Genomic DNA, 16,533 nt, shown 5'->3' with positions numbered 1-16,533 from the left:
GTCAGTCCTGTCCGCACAGCGCCGGCTTGGCCACCCGCAGGTTGGGGCAGCAGCCGGGGGCACAGGTCGACCGCAACGGGTCGCGCCCGGGCCAGGACGGCTGGACCGGCCGCTCGCCGCGGGCCACGGCCGCCCGCTCCTCGACGAGGTCCACCAGCCCGGAGACGAACTCGGGGTCGATGCCGACGGTCGGCACCCGGACCAGCTGCAGCCCGAGCTTCTCCGCGGTCGCGGCGGCTTCGGTGTCGAGGTCGTAGACCACCTCCATGTGGTCGGAGACGAACCCGATGGGTGAGACCACGACGACCTGCGCGCCCTCGGCTGCGAGCTCCTCGAGCCGGTCGTTGACGTCGGGTTCCAGCCAGGGCTGGCTCGGCGGACCGGACCGGGAGCAGAAGACGAGCTCGCCGGACAGGTCGGTGTCGAGGGTCGCGTTCACCTCGTCGGTGATGGCCGCGCCCAGGGCGATGTGCTGGCGGCTGTAGGCGCTGCCGTCCTCGTCACCGGGTCCGGACGTCTCGTCCATCGCCGTCGGGATGGAGTGGGTGACGAACAGCAGGCGTACGGCGCTCGCGTCCGTTCCACCTCGGAGCACCTCGCGCACGGCCTCGGTGACGAGCCGGCTGTTCGTGCGCGAGAAACCGGGGTGGTTGGCGTAGGTGCGGATCTTGTCGACGGCGATGTCGATGCCTGCCTCGGCCACCTTCGCCGTGGCAGCGGCGAGGTCCTCGCGGTACTGGCGGCAGGAGGAGTAGCACGAGTACGCGCTGGTCATCACCGTGACGAGGCGGGACAGCCCCTGGCCGTGGGCCTCCTCGAGCGCCTCGTGCACGAACGGCGTGAAGTTGCGGTTGCCCCAGATGACCGGGGTGCTGATCTGCCGACGGTCGAGCTCGGCGCGCAGGGCGGCGATGAGGGCGCGGTTCTGGTCGTTGATCGGGCTGCGGCCGCCGAACCCGTAGTAGTGCTCCCCCACCTCCTCGAGCCGTTCGTCGGGGATGTTCTTGCCGGCCGTGACCGTGCGCAGGAACGGCAGGACGTCCTCGGGCTTCTCCGGTCCGCCGAAGGACAGCAGCAGGATCCCGTCGTAGGGGTCCAGCGGGGAGACCTCGGCGTCGCCTGCGGTGGCGTCGGGGCGGGTCTCGTCCGGGGTGGGGTCGATGCTGGGGGTGCTCACGTGAGTTCTCCGGTTCGCAGGGGCTTGGGGGCGTGCACATCGAGGACGACGGCGATCATCCGCACGACGAACACCAGGGCCACGCAGCCCCAGATGGTCACGGGAGTGAGGACGTCGAAGTGGTGGGCGGTCACGATCAGGACCGACCCCAGCAAGGCGGGCAGGGCATACATCTCACGACGCAGGACCTCGGGGACCTGGCCGGCGAGGACGTCACGGACGATGCCACCACCGACCGCGGTGACGCCCCCGACGATCACCGAGGTGAGGGGGTCCATGCCCGCGCCGAGGGCCTTGAGCGACCCGCCGATCGCGAAGACGGCCAGGCCGGCGGCATCGAGCACCCGCACGAAGCGCGAGATCCGCTCCACCCCCGGGTGGTAGAGGAACGTCACGAGCCCCGCGACCAGGGCGCTGGTCAGCAACCGCCAGTCCGAGACCCCGACCGGCGGCAGGGCGCCGATGAGGACGTCGCGCAGCACGCCACCGCCGAGGGCCGCCGCTCCGGACAGCACGAGGACCCCGAACAGGTCGAGTCGCTTCTTCACCGCGACCAGCCCGCCGGACAGCGCGAAGGCGAAGACGCCGACCAGGTCGAGGGCCAGCTGGAAGTGGGGGTCGTAGGTGAGCATCGCGAGGTCAAAACTACCCTCGCGGCGTGGTCACTTCCTCGGCGAGCCCCGTGATGGCAGAGTCGACCACGATGTGGCGATACGGGAGAAGGCAATGCGCGACCTGCGGCTGATCGGTGTCCATGAGGACGGCCAGCACTTGCTGCTGTCCGATTCCGAGGGCGGGCAGTTCAGCGTCCCCCTCGACGAGCCCCTGCGAGCGGCGGTCCGACGCGACCGCCCACGGCTCGGCCAGCTCCAGATCGAGATCGACGGTGGCATGCGCCCACGTGAGGTCCAGGCCATGATCCGCGCGGGTCTGAGCGCGGAGGACGTCGCCGACCGCTCCGGCTGGCCGGTGGAGAAGGTGCGTCGCTACGAGGGACCGATCCTCGCCGAGCGCGAGTATGTCGCGGGCCTGGCTCGCGGGGTCCGGCTGCGCGGCCGCGCGGGTGGCGCCTCGAGCACACCGACCCTCTCGGCCCGGGTCAGCGCCCGGCTCTCGCACCGCGGGGTCGACCCGGCGGCTGCGCTCTGGGACTCCGCGCGCAACGACAGCGGCGAGTGGACGGTCCTCGTGACCTTCCCCGCCGGGGGTCGTGAGCGCGAGGCGCGCTGGCACTTCGACGTGCCCGCCCGCACCGTGGTCGCGGCCGACGACGAGGCCCGCTGGCTCAGCGAGGAGGACACCGGCAACGACACCTCGCCGCTGCCCACGCCCCACCAGGCCACCGCGCCTGCGCGCGCCACCACCGTCTACGACGTGGAGGCCGAGGGCGGGGTGCAGGCCGCCCCGCGCCGTACGGCGCCGACGCGGACGCAGGAGCCCGTCGACCTCATGACCGCGATGCGCGAGCGCGCGTCGCACCGAGGTCGCCCGCGTCGCCGCGGCGCCAAGGCGTCGGCGACCCAGACCCCGGGCGACGAAGCCCCACGCGAGGACGCCCTGCCGCTGGAGGACCTCGCCTACGACCCCGAGACGATGCCGCCACCCCCGGCTGCGCGCGGCCCGCACCCGCTCGACCCCCAGCCGGCTGCGGACGAGGTCACCGACGAGGCGGCCCCCGCCACCGTGATCGTCACGGACGAGGTCGGCACGCTCGACACGGAGGCGGATCCGGACGAGGACACCGACGACGTGTCGGTCACCGACGACGTGTCGGTCACCGACGACGTGTCGGTCACCGAGGAGGAGTCGGCCACCGTCGAGGACGCCCTCGAGCTGGACGACGAGACTGAACCTCAGCCTGAGGTGCAGGTCGCTCCCGACCTTGCCCCGGTCGAGGCCGCTCCGGTCGAGGCCGCTCCGGTCGAGGCCGCTCCGGTCGAGGCCGCTCCGACCGAGCGCCTGGCCGCGGTCGGGGTCGTCTCCGACGACCTGCACGAGGACGTAGGCCCGGCCGCGGAGACCGAGGACGGTAACGCCGCGCCCGTGGAGAACCGTCCGCGCCCGGCGAAGAAGTCCGGTCGGCGCAGCGTCCCGAGCTGGGACGACGTCATGTTCGGGGCCAAGTCCCGCGACTGACGCGACGACGACGCCACCACGAGTGGCCGCGCGGCAGAAGTGGTGGGGCTCAGTGCTGCGGCACCGGGCAGAGATCGAGGTCGAACGGCAGCACGTCCGGGGAGTCCGAGGCGGCGCGCGCCGCGGCGGAGTTCATCCGGCGCATGAAGTGGCGCCGGCACAGCACCTCGTACTCCACGAGGCTCTCGCTGCCCGGCTTGGTGTCACCGACGACGACCTGCTCCCCCTCGACGACCATGAGCCCGTCGACGACACGGGCGTTGTGCGTGGCGCGCTTGCCGCACCAGCACAGGGCCTCGACCTGCAGCACCTGCACCTTGTCGGCGAGCTCGATCATCCGCCGCGACCCCGGGAAGAGCTGGGTGCGGAAGTCGGCGGTGATGCCGAAGGCGAACACATCGATGCCCATCTCGTCCACGAGCCGGGCGAGCTGCTCGACCTGGACCGGCGTGTAGAACTGCACCTCGTCACAGATGAGGTAGTCGACGCGGAGCCCGTTGGTGGCGTGCTCGACGACGGCGTCCCAGAAGTCGAGGTCGTCACCGACCTCGTGGGCCGCCGTCGACAGCCCGAGCCGTGAGGAGAGGACATCCGTGCCCGCGCGGTCCATCTTCGTGTAGATCAGGCCCGACCGGCCGCGCGCCTGGTGGTTGTGGTCCATCTGGAGGGCAAGGGTCGACTTGCCGCAGTCCATGGTCCCGGAGAAGAAGACGAGCTCAGCCACGAGGGACCACCCTATGCGCTGTCCCGTGCCGGCACGTGGAACAGGGGTATGGCGGACTCGTCCGCCGTCAGCGAACCGTGCAGGCCCACGAGCGCGAGCAGCTGCGGACGCGCCCGGCGGGAGTCCACGATGGCGAAGTTGTCACGCATGGCGACCACGACGTCGCCGATGCGCGGCAGGTTGACCGCGCTCACCGGGCCGAACCACCCCTCGCGGATGGCCTCGTCGCGCGACCGGATCCACGCGCGTTCACGCACGCGTTCGGTCCACACCTGCTGGACGTCGGCCGCGGCGCCGTCCTCGCAGTACAGCTGGAGCGCCCTGGCCTCACCCCCGACGTGGCGCACACCGGCAGCCAGCTCGGGGTCGTGGGCGAGGTCGATGCGCAGGGCGTGGGGAGCGTCGACCATGCCGTGGTCGGCGGTGACGTAGACCGCCGTGTCGGAGGGCACCGACCGGCACAGGCGGGCGAGCTCGGAGTCGATCGCCTCCAGCTCGTCGCCCCACTCCCAGGACTGGCAGCCGTGGACGTGGCCGACCTTGTCCAGCTCGCCCCAGTAGAGGTAGACCAGCGAGCGCTTGGAGGCGCGGACCGCCGCGATGGACGCGTCCACCCTGGCCTCGAGGGTGTCGGCAGCCTTGAACCGGCCACCTCGGATCGCCGCCCGGGTCAGGCCCGACCCGTCGAAGAAGGCCGGACCCACGCGGGTGACGGACACCCCGGCGCGTTCGGCGTGCTCGAAGACAGTGTCCTGGGGCTGCCAGGCGATCGGGTCCGGGCCGTCCTCCCACGACAGCTCGTTCACGAGGCGGTCCTCACCGGGCACGAGCACCTCGTAGCCGAGCAGTCCGTGGCTGCCCGGTGGCAGCCCCGTGCCGAACGTCGCCATCGACGTGGCCGTCGTCGACGGGAACCCTGCCGTGATGCGGTATGCCGCCGGCAGCAGCGAGCGCAGGAAGGGTGCGTGCCCGCCGCGTCTCCGGATCAGCTCGTAGCCGAGGCCGTCGACGAGGACGACCACGGCCCGGCGAGCCGGACCAAGGGCCAGGCCCGCCTTGCCCTGGTGGTCGAGGCCATCTGCACCGGTGGGCGAGGTGGCTGCCTGCTCGGCAGAGCTCCCCGCGAGGGCCGGGGCGAAACGGTCCACTCCGAGGGTGGCTGCCACGACGGGAAGGACCCCGGCGAGCCCGGCGGCGTCGTATCGGGGGTGCAGCAGACCTTCGTGCGGCACGGCCTAGGCCGTCGCGGTCGGAGAAGGACTCGAGTGGGGCGCGGAAGGCAGCACGGCGGTCACGGGCCGATGCTCGTCGACAACGCCTGCGCGAAGTCCAGCGCCTGCTGGAGGGCGACCTCGCCCTCTGCGTCGGCGCTGATGCGCAGCGAGATGTCGTCGGAGGCGACGCTGCCCTCGTAGCCGTGGTCGGCGTCGCAGTCCGGATCGGCGCACGAGGCCGGCATGAGGTCGATGCGGCTCACTGCTCCCCAACCGAGGGTGAGGGTGATCTCGCGGCCGAGCGACCCGGGCTGGTAGTCCTGCGGGCGAGCCACGACGTGCGTGACCATCACCCCGCGGACCGCGCTCAACGGGACGCTCTCGGTGGTCGCGGTGGCGACGTCCTCCTGGCCGGGTCCACCGTCGGTGTGGTCATCGGCGTGGGCGATGACCAGTCGGCTCGTGGTCAGGGCGAGCACGGTGATGTGACGACGGACCACGTCGTGGTCGAACGTCGTCTCCTGGTGGACCAGGTGCGAGACGACCTCGTCCCCTCCCAGGGCTGCCAGGACCACGTCGGCCACGAGGGCCGGGTAGTAGCCGGCCTGCTGGATCGCTCGAGTGAGGTCGTCAGGGAGCGTCAGCGGCCCCGATGCCGGGTGGGAGGAGGTGGAGGCCATGTTGTCCATCTTGCCCTAGTAGGGCGCACCCTGCCGGTGCTCGCAGGTCCGGCGGTCGCGCGGACGCCGACGCGGTGGCGGTGACCTGCGACGATGCCCCAAGGACCCGGGCCGTCGCCTCCTGCGGTGCGGCTCCGGGGCGCGAACCGGAAACCGTCAGGTCAGCGATCGCCGGCCCGGGTCCTTGCGGCGCGGCGTTGGGGCCACGACGACCTCGGCGCCGAGGACGTCCACCCCCGCGGTGTGGGCGTTGACGGGGTTCAGCACGAGGCTGGAGACCTCGGGGAGGTTGTCCGCGAGGACCGAGACACGGGCGATGAGGTCGGCGAGGGCGGCGCGGTGGACCGGGGTCGACCCGCGGTGGCCGTGCAGCATCGGCGACGCCTTGACGGAGGAGATGAGGTCGGAGACGTCGACGTCGGTGAGCGGCGGGATCCGGTGCCCGATGTCACCCAGCAGGTCGGTGGGCGGCCCCGCGATGCTGAACGACACGACCGGACCGAACAACGGGTCCTCGTCCGAGCGCACGACGCAGGAGACGCCGGGGGTCGCCATCTGCTGCACGACGAACGAGTTGGCCGACAGCGGCGCGAGGCGCTCGGTGAGCCCGGCGAACGCCTCTCGCACCTGCGCCTCGGAGCGCAGGTCGACCCGGATGCCCGACAGCCCGGGCTGGTGGCGCATGAGCGGGGCGACGGACTTGATGACGACCGGGTAGCCGACCGACTCGGCGGCGGCGACCGCGTCCTCGACGGTCCTGGCCGGCACGCTCCCCCAGAGCTGGACGCCGTAGGCACTGAGCAGCTCGGTGACCTCCGCGTGGGTGAGCCGGCGGCCGTCCGGCGCCTCCGCGAGGACCCGCTCGACGACCGCCTCGGCCGCGTCGCGGTCGATCCCCACCGGGTGCACCGGGACGCCGCGGTCCCTGGCGCGCCACTCCGCGTAACGCGTAGCGGCGGCCAGCGCGCGCACCGCGTCCTCCGGCATCGCGTAGGCGGGCACGACCTCGACCCGCCCCTCGCCACGCTGGTCGGACAACCGGTCGAGGACACCACGCATACCGAGGAACGTTGCGAGACAAGGCTTGTCGGACGCGACGGCGGCGTCTCGCACAGCGGTGGCAACCTCGACGTCCTCGGTGACGAGCGGCGGGATGAAGCAGGTGAGGACGCTGTCGACGTCCGGGTCGCCGAACGCGTCGGCGAGCGCTGCGGCGAAGTGCTCGCCCTTGGCGTCGCTGGGCAGCGACACCGGACCGTGGGAGACCTCGAGCCCCCAGCTGACGCACGCCTCGGCCGTCAGCGCACCGAGGGCGTCGGAGTTGCCCACGATCGCCACCCGGTTGCCCTGCGGGAGCGGCTGGTGCACCACGAGCTGCGCCACGTCGAACATCTGGTGGACGTTCTCCACGCGGATGACGCCGGCCTGGCGCAGCATCGCGTCGAACGCCTCGGGACGCACCCGCGTGGGGCGGGCCCGGTGACCCGGGGGGACGCCGTACGAGGACACCACGGACTTGACGACGATGACCGGCTTCGTGGTCGCGAGCCGCCGCGCGATGCGGGAGAACTTGCGCGGGTTGCCCATCGACTCGAGGTAGAGGCCGACGGCATCGGTGTCCTCGTCGTCGATCCAGTACTGCATGAAGTCGTTGCCGGAGACGTCGACGCGGTTGCCGGCCGACGCGAAGACCGAGATGCCGAGCCCGCGACGGCCAGCCGAGGCGAGCACCGCGATGCCGAGCGCCCCGCTCTGGGCGAACAGGCCCAGTCGCCCGTGGGGCGGCAGCTCAGGGGCGAGCGAGGCGTTGAGGCGCACGCTCGGGTGGTTGTTGATGACCCCGAAGGAGTTGGGGCCGAGCACCCGCATCCCGGCGGCGCGGGCGGTGGCCAGCAGCTGGCGCTGCCGCTCCTCCCCCTCGGGCCCGGCCTCGGCGAAGCCGGCCGAGACCACGAGCAGGGTCTTGACGCCGGCCTCCGCGCAGTCGGCGACGACGTCGAGCACCTCCTCCGCGGGCACGGCGACCACGGCGAGGTCGACCTCGTCCGGGATCTCGGAGACACGGGCGTGGGCGTGCAGCCCGAGCACCTCCATGGCCTCGCGGTTGACGGCGTAGACCGCACCGTTGAACCCGCCGGCCTGGATGTTGGACAGGATGTGATGGCCGATCGAGTCGCTGCGGCGGCTCGCGCCGACGACGGCGATGGTGTCCGGGAACAGCACCGAGTGCATGCTCACGGACTCGGCACGGTGCTCGCGGGACAGGCGGACGGCCTCGGAGCGTTCGGTCGGCTGGATCTGGAACCGCACGGAGACCACGCCGTCCTCGAAGCGGCGGCTCACCTCGTACCCGGCCTCGCTGAACACCGAGATCATCTTGCGGTTCTGCGGCAGGACCTCCGCGGTGAACTCCTCGACGCCGGCCTCCCACGCGATGACGGCGAGGTGCTCGAGCAGGATCGACCCGATGCCCCGGCCCTGGTAGGAGTCGGAGATGTTGAAGGCGACCTCGGCGCTGGTCGCGGTGATCTTGTCGTACCGGCCGATCCCGATGATGTCGCCCCGCACGGTCGCGACCAGGGCCACGCGGTCGTGGTAGTCGACGTTGGTGAACCGGGTCACGTCCCGGTCGCTGAGCTTGCGCAGGGGCGCGAAGAACCGCATGTAGATCGACTCGGCGGACTGCCCGGCGTGGAAGCGGTGCACCGCATCGACGTCGCTGGGCGTGATCGGCCGCAGGTGCGCCACCGAACCGTCGCGGAGCACGACGTCGGCCTCCCACTGCGCGGGGTACCCGTCGGGCAGACCCGTGGTCCCGGTCATGCGGCCCCGCTGTCGGCCCGGCTCATGGTGAAAGCATGGCATGAGCGCCGGTCCGCCCGGGTGCGGGGATCAGCGGCGCAGCGGGACCGTCTCGAAGGTCGAGCCGGCGTCGTGGCTGAGCCAGTAGGAGCCCCCGCCGCTGAAGGCGTAGACCAGTCCACCGCCGGCGGCACCGGCCCAGGCCGTGTCGCGCGAGCCACCGGGGGCGACCTGCGTCCAGGCAGCCCCGCCGGTGCTGCTCGCCAGCATCCTGGTGGGTGATGTCGGTTCCCCCGTGCTCGAGGGGAGGCCCTGGACGACGGCGACGAGGTGGTCGGCGTCGGTGGCGGTGAGCCAGACCCCCGCCGCAGTGGGGTTGCCGAGGCCCGGCGCCGGGCGCGGTCGCCAGGTGGCACCGCGGTCCGTCGACGTGACCACCGTGTAGCGGTTGTCCGGGGCGTCGGAGGAGGGGCAGAGCCCGACGAGGGTGCCGCGCGTGTTGGCCGTCGCCGCCAGGGTCAGCCCCTGCGACGGGTCACACCCCTTCGGCACCGACAGCACGGTGGGTGTGCCCGAGACCCGGATGGCGCGTGCCGGCTGCTGCGCGCCGGTGGTGGTCGCGTTGAGGTAGGCGTCCGGGCCATCCATGGCGATCCAGGCGTTCTCGACGACCTTCGGGATGCCGCTGACCGGGACCGGCGACGTGCTGCTGCTCGTCACCGCGCCGGTCCGCACCTGCAGGTCCGAGCACCCGAGCGTCGCCGCCGTGCCCCGGTGCGCGCAGCGGGCCGCAGTGACCATCCAGACCGTGGTGCCATCTGTCTCCAGCGACAGGACGGTGCGTCCGCCCACGGCGACCGGCCTCCAGCTGCGTCCGCCGTCGGTGGTCCGCCGGACCTCGCCGCCGAACACGTAGCCGATCTGTGGGGTGGCGAACCGGATGCCCACGAGCTGGTGGGGGTCGGCAGGAGTGACCAGCGGACCCCGGGTGGTGAGGTCCGTGAAGGAGGCACGGGTCGACCAGGTGCGCCCGTCGTCGTCCGAGGCGGCGACGGCGGTGCAGTCGCCCGTGGCGCAGGACCCGGACCCGAGGGCGAAGAGGTGACCGCCCCCGGCGTTGGTCATCGAGGCGAGGCCGAACCCGCTCGGGACGGGCAGGACCTTCGGCGACGCCGTCGTGCTGCCCGGCGGGGGGACCTTTGACGGGGCGGCCCCGCTCGGGCGGGGGGTGACGGTCGTGGTGATGGTCACGGTGGGCTGACCGGTGGTCCGCGACGCGGACACTGCCGGGGACGTCGTGGTCCTGTTGGAGGCCTCCTGGAGCCCCGGGCCGTGGCCGGTGCCCAGCACCACGGAGGCAGCGACGACCGCGGCGGCTGCTGCAGCGCCCAGCCACACGACCGCACCTCGGCGGCGCGGGCGGCGCGACTCGGCGAGCATCGCCTCCCAGCGGTCCTCCCCTGCGGGCAGCTCGTGGACCTCCCCGCGCTCACGCGCGAAGAACTCCTCGAGGGGGTCGCGGCTCATCTCGTCTCTCCCAGGATCATGGCCATGCGGTGGCGTGCGTCGAACAGGTCCCGCTTCACGGTGCCCTCGGACTTCTCGAGCTGTCTGGCCACCGTGGCCACGGGCAGGTCGGCGAAGTAGTGCAGCAGCACCACCACCCGCAGACGGTCCGGCAGCTGCTGGACGGCGTCGCGGACGGTGAGCGTCGTCGCGAGGTCCGGGGCCGCGGTGAAGTCGTCGCGGCCGGCCTGGTGCCGTTCGTAGGCCACCGCCTCGCGCCCTCGCTTGCGCCAGTGGTCGCGCACGAGGTTGGCGGCGACGGTGTAGAGCCAGGCGCGCGGGTCCTCGACCTTGCCGAACTCGCGGAACAGCTTGAGGAAGGCCTCGGTGGCCAGGTCGTGCCCGAGGTCGGTGTCGCTGACCAGCCGTGCGGTCCACCCGGCGAGGCGGCCGTAGTGGACGTCGTAGACCTCGCGGACCGCAGCCTCGACGTCGACCTGGTCCCGCGTCGCCACGCCCACCCCTCCCCTGAGTGCCACGGCGGTCATCGTCGTCATGTCCTGTGGACGCCGCACCCCCGCTCGTGGTTGGGCCCATCCTGTCAGCGCCTCCGTCGCGCGGCGCGACAGGATGGGGGCATGGAGCTCTCCCAGGTGGTCCGGCGTCGCCGGATGGTGCGCCGCTTCGACCCCGACCGCCCCGTCCCGAGGGAGGTCCTCGAGCGGATCCTGTATGCCGCGCAGCGGGCTCCCAGCGCCGGCTTCAGCCAGGGGTGGGACTTCGTCGTGCTCGAGGGGGCTGCGCAGACCGAGCCGTTCTGGGCGTCCACCCGAGATGGGGACCGGGAGCCGGACGCGTGGTTGCGCGGCGTCTCTGCGGCCCCGGTCCTCGTCCTGTGCCTGTCCGACCCGGACGCCTACCTCGACCGCTACGCCGAGCCCGACAAGGGCTGGACCGACCGCGACCCCGCCCGGTGGCCCGTCCCCTACTGGGACGTCGACACCGGCATGGCCGCGATGCTCATGCTGCTCACGGCGGTCGACGAGGGCCTCGGTGCGCTCTTCTTCGGAGTGCCGCCCGCGCGGCACGCGGCCGTCCGGGCGGCGCACGGCATACCGCCCGGGCGGCGACTGGTGGGCGTCGTGGCGCTCGGGCACGAGCGGGAGCGGACCACCTCCCCGAGCCTGCGGCGCGGCCGCCGGGACGAGGCCGACGTGGTGCACTGGGGTGGCTTCGGAGCCGGTCCCGGCGAGTCGGGGACCGGGCCCGTCTAGCCGTGGTCCAAGATTGGGACGACCCCCGCGCCCCGCGGGACGACCGCTAGGAGTGGCACCCAGGTATGGCCCGCAAGACCGCGTCAGCACCAGAGGACGAGTCGTTCGTCGAGCGGATCGTCGACATCGACGTCCGCGAGGAGATGCAGGGAGCGTTCCTCGAGTACGCCGTCTCCGTCATCCACTCCCGCGCCCTGCCCGACGCCCGCGACGGCCTCAAGCCGGTGCAGCGACGAATCCTCTACTCCATGAACGAGATGGGCCTGCGTCCCGAGCGCGGCCACGTGAAGTCCTCACGCGTCGTCGGCGACGTCATGGGCAAGTACCACCCGCACGGCGACACGGCGATCTACGACGCCCTGGTGCGCATGGCCCAGCCGTTCACGATGCGCCTGCCGCTCGTCGACGGCCACGGCAACTTCGGCTCGCTCGACGACGGCCCGGCCGCCTCGCGGTACACCGAGGCCCGTCCGGCGCCCGCCGCCATGCTCATGACGACCGGGCTGGACGAGGAGACCGTCGAGTTCGTCCCCAACTACGACGACCAGCTGCTGCAGCCCGAGGTCCTGCCCGCGGCGTTCCCCAACCTGCTGGTCAACGGGGCCAGCGGCATCGCCGTCGGCATGGCGACCAACATGGCGCCGCACAACCTCGTCGAGGTCATCGGCGCCGCCCGGCACCTCATCGCCAACCCCACGTGCTCGCTGGACGACCTGATGAAGTTCGTTCCCGGTCCCGACCTGCCCGCCGGCGGTCGCATCGTCGGGCTCGACGGCATCCGCGACGCCTACCTCACCGGCCGAGGGAGCTTCAAGACCCGCGCCACCACCCGGATCGAGAAGACCTCGCCACGCCGCCAGGGCATCGTCGTCACCGAGCTGCCCTACCTCGTCGGCCCGGAGAAGGTCATCGAGAAGATCAAGGACGCGGTCCAGTCCAAGAAGCTGCAGGGCATCGCGGACGTCAAGGACCTGACCGACCGCAAGCACGGCCTGCAGCTGGTCATCGAGGTGAAGAACGGCTTCAACCCCGACGCCGTTCTGGAGCAGCTGTACAAGCTGACGCCCATGGAGGACTCGTTCTCCATCAACAACGTCGCCCTCGTCGCCGGCCAGCCGCGCACCCTCGGGCTCAAGGACCTCCTCAAGGTCTACGTCGAGTTCCGCACCGACGTGGTGCGCCGCCGCACCGAGTACCGCCTCGGCAAGCGCAAGGACCGCCTGCACCTCGTCGAGGGACTGCTCGTCGCGATCCTCGACATCGACGAGGTCATCCAGCTGATCCGCACCTCCGACGACGGCACCACCGCCAAGGCGCGCCTCATGGACGTCTTCGACCTGTCCGACCCGCAGGCCACCTACATCCTCGACCTGCAGCTGCGCCGCCTCACGAAGTTCTCGCGCATCGAGCTCGAGAACGAGAAGTCCGACCTCGAGCGCCAGATCGAGGAGCTCGAGGCGATCCTCGGGGACGAGAAGCTGCTGCTCAAGACGGTCTCGACCGAGCTGGCCGACGTGGCCAAGAGCCACGGCACGCCGCGGCGCACCGTCCTGCTCGAGTCGGCCGGTGTCCCCGCCACGACCGCGACGCCGCTGGAGGTCGCCGACGACCCGTGCTGGGTGCTGCTGTCCTCGACCGGACTCATGGCCCGCACCAACGGCGCCGACCCCATCCCGGTCGACCCCTCGCGCAGCAAGCACGACGCCCTCGTCGGTGCGGTCCGCACCACCGCGCGCGGCGAGGTCGGCCTGGTCACCTCGCGCGGCCGGCTGATCCGGCTGTCGGCGCTCGAGCTGCCCACGCTCCCACCGACCAACGGCGCGCCCTCGCTGTCGGGGGGCGCACCGCTCGCGGCGTACGTCGACCTGCCCTCCGGCGAGGAACCACTGACGATCGTGAGCCTGCTCGCCGACTCCCCCGGCATCGCCCTGGGCACGGCCCACGGTGTCGTCAAGCGCGTCACGACGGACTACCCGAGCCGCAGCGACTTCGAGCTCATCTCCCTCAAGGACGGCGACCAGGTCGTCGGTGCGGTCGGCCTGACCACCGGCGACGAGGACCTGGTCTTCATCACCACCGACGCCCAGCTGCTGCGCTTCGGCGCGACGGTGGTCCGCCCCCAGGGTCGCGCCGCCGGAGGTATGGCGGGCATCAAGCTCGCCGCCGGTGCGAGCGTGGCGTTCTTCGGCGCCGTGCCGCAGGGAGCCGATGCCGTCGTCGTCACCTCGTCCGGTTCGTCCGGCGCCCTGCCGGGCACCGAGCCGGGATCGATCAAGGCGACCCCGTACTCGGAGTACCCGCCCAAGGGCCGTGCGACCGGCGGGGTGCGGTGCCACCGCTTCCTGCGTGGCGAGGACACCCTCGTCCTGGCCTGGGCAGGACCGTTGCCGGCCAAGGCTTCTGGCGCCAACGGTGTCGCCCTCGACCTTCCCGAGCCCACCGGCCGTCGCGACGGCTCCGGGGTCCCGGCGCCGGCCGCCATCGCGCGGATCGCCGGGCCGCCGCAGTGACGGGTTCCGTGCCCACCTCGGGGCACGGCGTCCCGGCGCCGGACGCCTGCTCGGTCGGCTTCGACCGTGCAGAAGTGTCGACCTTCGGCACGGCCGCGCAGGCGACCTTCTTCGTCGCCCTCGAGCAGCCCGGACCGTGGGGGCGCGAGGCGGCCACCCAGTCGCACCTGCCGGTGGAGCTGGGCGCGGCGCTCGCCGAGTCCTGCAGCAGCCGCGGTGGGCGGCTCAGCCTGATCCGGCGCCCGGGGCGCCACCCCGACGACGGCGACGACCCGGCGCAGGCCGGCCACACGGCATACCTCGCCTGGGCGGGTGAGCAGCCGTGGCTGCTGCGGGCCCGCGTCACCGACCCCGCCGTCCTGCTGGAGGTCGACCTCGACGCACTCGCGCGTGGGGACCGGGACGCCGTGGCGTCGACCTTGGACGGTGCGGCGTCGAGCGCGCCGGTCCTGCTCGTGTGCACCAACGGCCGGCGCGACGTCTGCTGCGCCGTGCGCGGCCGGCCGGTGGCCCTCGATGCCGCAGCGATCTCTCCCGGCCGGGTCTGGGAGGCGTCGCACACGGGCGGGCACCGGTTCGCCCCCACGGGTGTGCTGCTCCCGCACGGTGCGACGCTCGCCCGGCTCGACGTGGACCTCGCGACTGCCGTGCTCACCGCCGCGGACGGCGCCACCCTCCCGCCCGCCCTCCTCGGGCCGATCCACGACCGGGGACGCAGCGCCCTGTCCGCGGGCGCGCAGGCCGCTGAGTCCCACGTCCGGCACCTGGTCGGCGAGATCTCCCTGACCGCACTCAGCACCGCCGAGGTCATCGACGAGGTCCCCGACGACGGTCGTCACGGCGCTGGGTCGGGCCGGTTCACGGTGTCCCACCGCGATGGCCGCAGCTGGTCCGTCAGGTGCGAAAAACGGCTCACCACAGGCGAATTGCCCGAATCATGCGGCAAGCCCGCAGTCCCCCTCGCGGCGTGGGCCGTCTCGCTGCTGAGCTGAGTGGCCCAGGTCACCACCACGATCGGCCTGCAGTTACGCAATCGTTACCGCGTTCTGCTACCCAACTGATTGCCATGGACGAGCGCAAACGTTTACATGGGGCCGTTACCTCAGCGCTGAGGCATGTCCGCCTCAGCACGACGCGAGAAATGGAGGCGGGCGAATGGCCCTCCGAATGAACAAGCGGCACACCTTCACGGTGCTTGCCGGTGCAGTGTCCGTGGCCCTCGTCGCCGCGGCCTGCGGTGGCGGCAGCAGCAGCAACTCTGCGGCGTCTTCCGGGGCTGACGCCCGTGGCCCCATCACCTACGTGCAGGGCAAGGACAACAGCAACCTGCTCGCACCGCAGGCGGCACGCTGGAACGCCGCCCACCCGAACGAGAAGGTCACGGTCAAGGAGCAGTCCGACCAGGCCGACCAGCAGCACGACGACCTGGTGCAGAACTTCCAGGCCAAGAGCACCGCCTACGACGTCGTCTCCGTCGACGTCGTCTGGACCGCGGAGTTCGCGGCCAAGGGCTGGCTGACGCCGCTCAAGGACAAGTTCGCCCTCCCGACCACGGGCTTCCTGGCGCCGACCGTCAAGGCCGCCACGTACAACAACACCCTGTACGCGGCCCCCACCTCCTCCGACGGCGCGATGCTCTACTACCGCTCCGACCTGGTGAAGACGCCGCCGAAGACGTTCGACGAGATGTGGTCGATGTGCTCGATCGCCAAGAAGAACGGCATGGACTGCTACGCGGGCCAGTTCGCCAAGTACGAAGGCGGAACCTGCAACGCGACCGAGTGGATGAACGCCTACGGCGCCAAGGTCGTCGACGCGTCCGGCAAGCCGACGGTCGACTCCCCCGAGGCCGCTGCCGGGCTCAAGGCGCTGGCGGACCACTACAAGAACGGTGACATCCCCAAGCAGGCCATCACCTACCAGGAGGAGCAGAGCCGCGCGTCGTTCCAGTCGGGCAAGCTGCTGTTCCTGCGCAACTGGCCCTACGTCTACAACCTGGCCAGCACCGACGCCTCCTCGAAGGTCAAGGGCAAGTTCGCCGTCGCTCCGCTTCCCGGCGTGAACGGCCCGGGCACCTCGACCCTCGGTGGTCACATGGCCGCCATCAGCGCCTACTCCAAGCACAAGGCCACGGCCCTGGACTTCCTGAAGTTCCTCACCAGCCCCGAGGAGCAGAAGACCAACATGGAGAAGGGCTCCCTGGCCCCGGTCATCGAGTCGATCTACACCGACCAGGCGCTCGTCGCCAAGTACCCGTACCTGCCGGTGCTCAAGGAGTCCATCTCCAACGCGGTGTCGCGTCCGGTCACCCCGTTCTACCCCGCAGTGAGCACGGCCATCCAGGACAACTTCTACGCCGCCATCCAGGGGCAGAAGACTCCTGAGGCCGCTGTGAAGGACATGCAGGCCGCCATGCAGGCCGCGTCCAGCTGATCCACCCCGCATGACCCGGGTGTGGGGGTGGCTCCTACGGGAGTCGCCCCCACAGCCGGACCCTTGGGAACCGTCCC

Annotated in this window: 13 protein-coding genes; 5 read left to right on the top strand and 8 right to left on the bottom strand. The window is 71.9% G+C overall.

Annotated features, from left to right (window positions below; genetic code table 11):
- Position 1: 1 nt before the first annotated feature.
- Together ABEG17_RS16005 and ABEG17_RS16000 are read right to left on the bottom strand one after the other, a co-directional pair.
- A complete protein-coding gene (locus ABEG17_RS16005) occupies positions 2 to 1,177 on the bottom strand; it encodes a ferrochelatase (protein WP_406830473.1) in 1,176 nt (391 codons plus the stop codon).
- The gene (locus tag ABEG17_RS16000) at positions 1,174 to 1,809 is read right to left on the bottom strand and encodes a trimeric intracellular cation channel family protein (RefSeq protein ID WP_406830472.1); all 636 of its coding nucleotides are present in this window, start codon (positions 1,807 to 1,809) and stop codon (positions 1,174 to 1,176) included. Before ABEG17_RS16000 ends, ABEG17_RS16005 begins: the two co-directional genes overlap by 4 nt.
- 94 nt (positions 1,810 to 1,903) lie before the next feature.
- Here ABEG17_RS16000 and sepH point away from each other — a divergent pair, with 94 nt between their 5' ends.
- A complete protein-coding gene (sepH, locus tag ABEG17_RS15995) occupies positions 1,904 to 3,313 on the top strand; it encodes a septation protein SepH (protein ID WP_406830471.1) in 1,410 nt (469 codons plus the stop codon).
- 49 nt (positions 3,314 to 3,362) lie between these two features.
- Here the strand turns inward: sepH and ABEG17_RS15990 are convergent, their stop codons facing one another.
- The 6 genes from ABEG17_RS15990 to ABEG17_RS15965 form a co-directional block, all read right to left on the bottom strand.
- A complete protein-coding gene (locus ABEG17_RS15990) occupies positions 3,363 to 4,037 on the bottom strand; it encodes a thymidine kinase (protein WP_406830470.1) in 675 nt (224 codons plus the stop codon).
- An 11-nt stretch (positions 4,038 to 4,048) separates the two neighbouring features.
- Positions 4,049 to 5,269, bottom strand: coding sequence for an alkaline phosphatase family protein (locus ABEG17_RS15985; protein WP_406830469.1), 1,221 nt, complete (start codon positions 5,267 to 5,269; stop codon positions 4,049 to 4,051).
- A gap of 59 nt (positions 5,270 to 5,328) precedes the next feature.
- Positions 5,329 to 5,940: a DUF5998 family protein gene (locus ABEG17_RS15980; protein ID WP_406830468.1), complete on the bottom strand. Its 612-nt coding sequence runs from the start codon at positions 5,938 to 5,940 to the stop codon at positions 5,329 to 5,331.
- Positions 5,941 to 6,087: 147 nt separating this feature from the next.
- Complete coding sequence (locus ABEG17_RS15975) at positions 6,088 to 8,754, bottom strand: GNAT family N-acetyltransferase (protein ID WP_406830467.1); 2,667 nt, start codon at positions 8,752 to 8,754, stop codon at positions 6,088 to 6,090.
- Between the two features lie 69 nt (positions 8,755 to 8,823).
- Entirely contained in the window at positions 8,824 to 10,260 is a 1,437-nt protein-coding gene (locus tag ABEG17_RS15970) for a hypothetical protein (protein WP_406830466.1), read from the bottom strand.
- A complete protein-coding gene (locus ABEG17_RS15965; protein ID WP_406830465.1) occupies positions 10,257 to 10,796 on the bottom strand; it encodes an RNA polymerase sigma factor in 540 nt (179 codons plus the stop codon). The genes ABEG17_RS15970 and ABEG17_RS15965 overlap by 4 nt, the downstream gene beginning before the upstream one ends.
- A gap of 81 nt (positions 10,797 to 10,877) precedes the next feature.
- On the opposite strand from ABEG17_RS15965, the gene ABEG17_RS15960 reads away from it, so the two are divergent.
- The 4 genes from ABEG17_RS15960 (at position 10,878) to ABEG17_RS15945 (ending at position 16,456) form a co-directional block, all read left to right on the top strand.
- A complete protein-coding gene (locus ABEG17_RS15960) occupies positions 10,878 to 11,513 on the top strand; it encodes a nitroreductase family protein (RefSeq protein WP_406830464.1) in 636 nt (211 codons plus the stop codon).
- Positions 11,514 to 11,578: 65 nt separating this feature from the next.
- Positions 11,579 to 14,023 carry a DNA topoisomerase (ATP-hydrolyzing) subunit A gene (locus tag ABEG17_RS15955; protein WP_406830463.1) on the top strand — a complete coding sequence of 815 codons (2,445 nt, stop codon included), beginning with the start codon at positions 11,579 to 11,581 and terminating at the stop codon, positions 14,021 to 14,023.
- An 8-nt stretch (positions 14,024 to 14,031) separates the two neighbouring features.
- Positions 14,032 to 15,015, top strand: a complete 984-nt coding sequence (locus ABEG17_RS15950; RefSeq protein ID WP_406830462.1) for a sucrase ferredoxin — start codon at positions 14,032 to 14,034, stop codon at positions 15,013 to 15,015.
- 163 nt (positions 15,016 to 15,178) lie between these two features.
- Complete coding sequence (locus ABEG17_RS15945) at positions 15,179 to 16,456, top strand: ABC transporter substrate-binding protein (RefSeq protein ID WP_406830461.1); 1,278 nt, start codon at positions 15,179 to 15,181, stop codon at positions 16,454 to 16,456.
- The last annotated feature ends 77 nt before the right edge of the window (positions 16,457 to 16,533 follow it).

This window comes from Pedococcus sp. KACC 23699, from assembly GCF_045348425.1.
Lineage (GTDB): Bacteria > Actinomycetota > Actinomycetes > Actinomycetales > Dermatophilaceae > Pedococcus.
The sequence above is the reverse complement of the archived record's forward strand: the minus strand, read 5'-3'. Positions and strand labels throughout refer to the sequence as shown.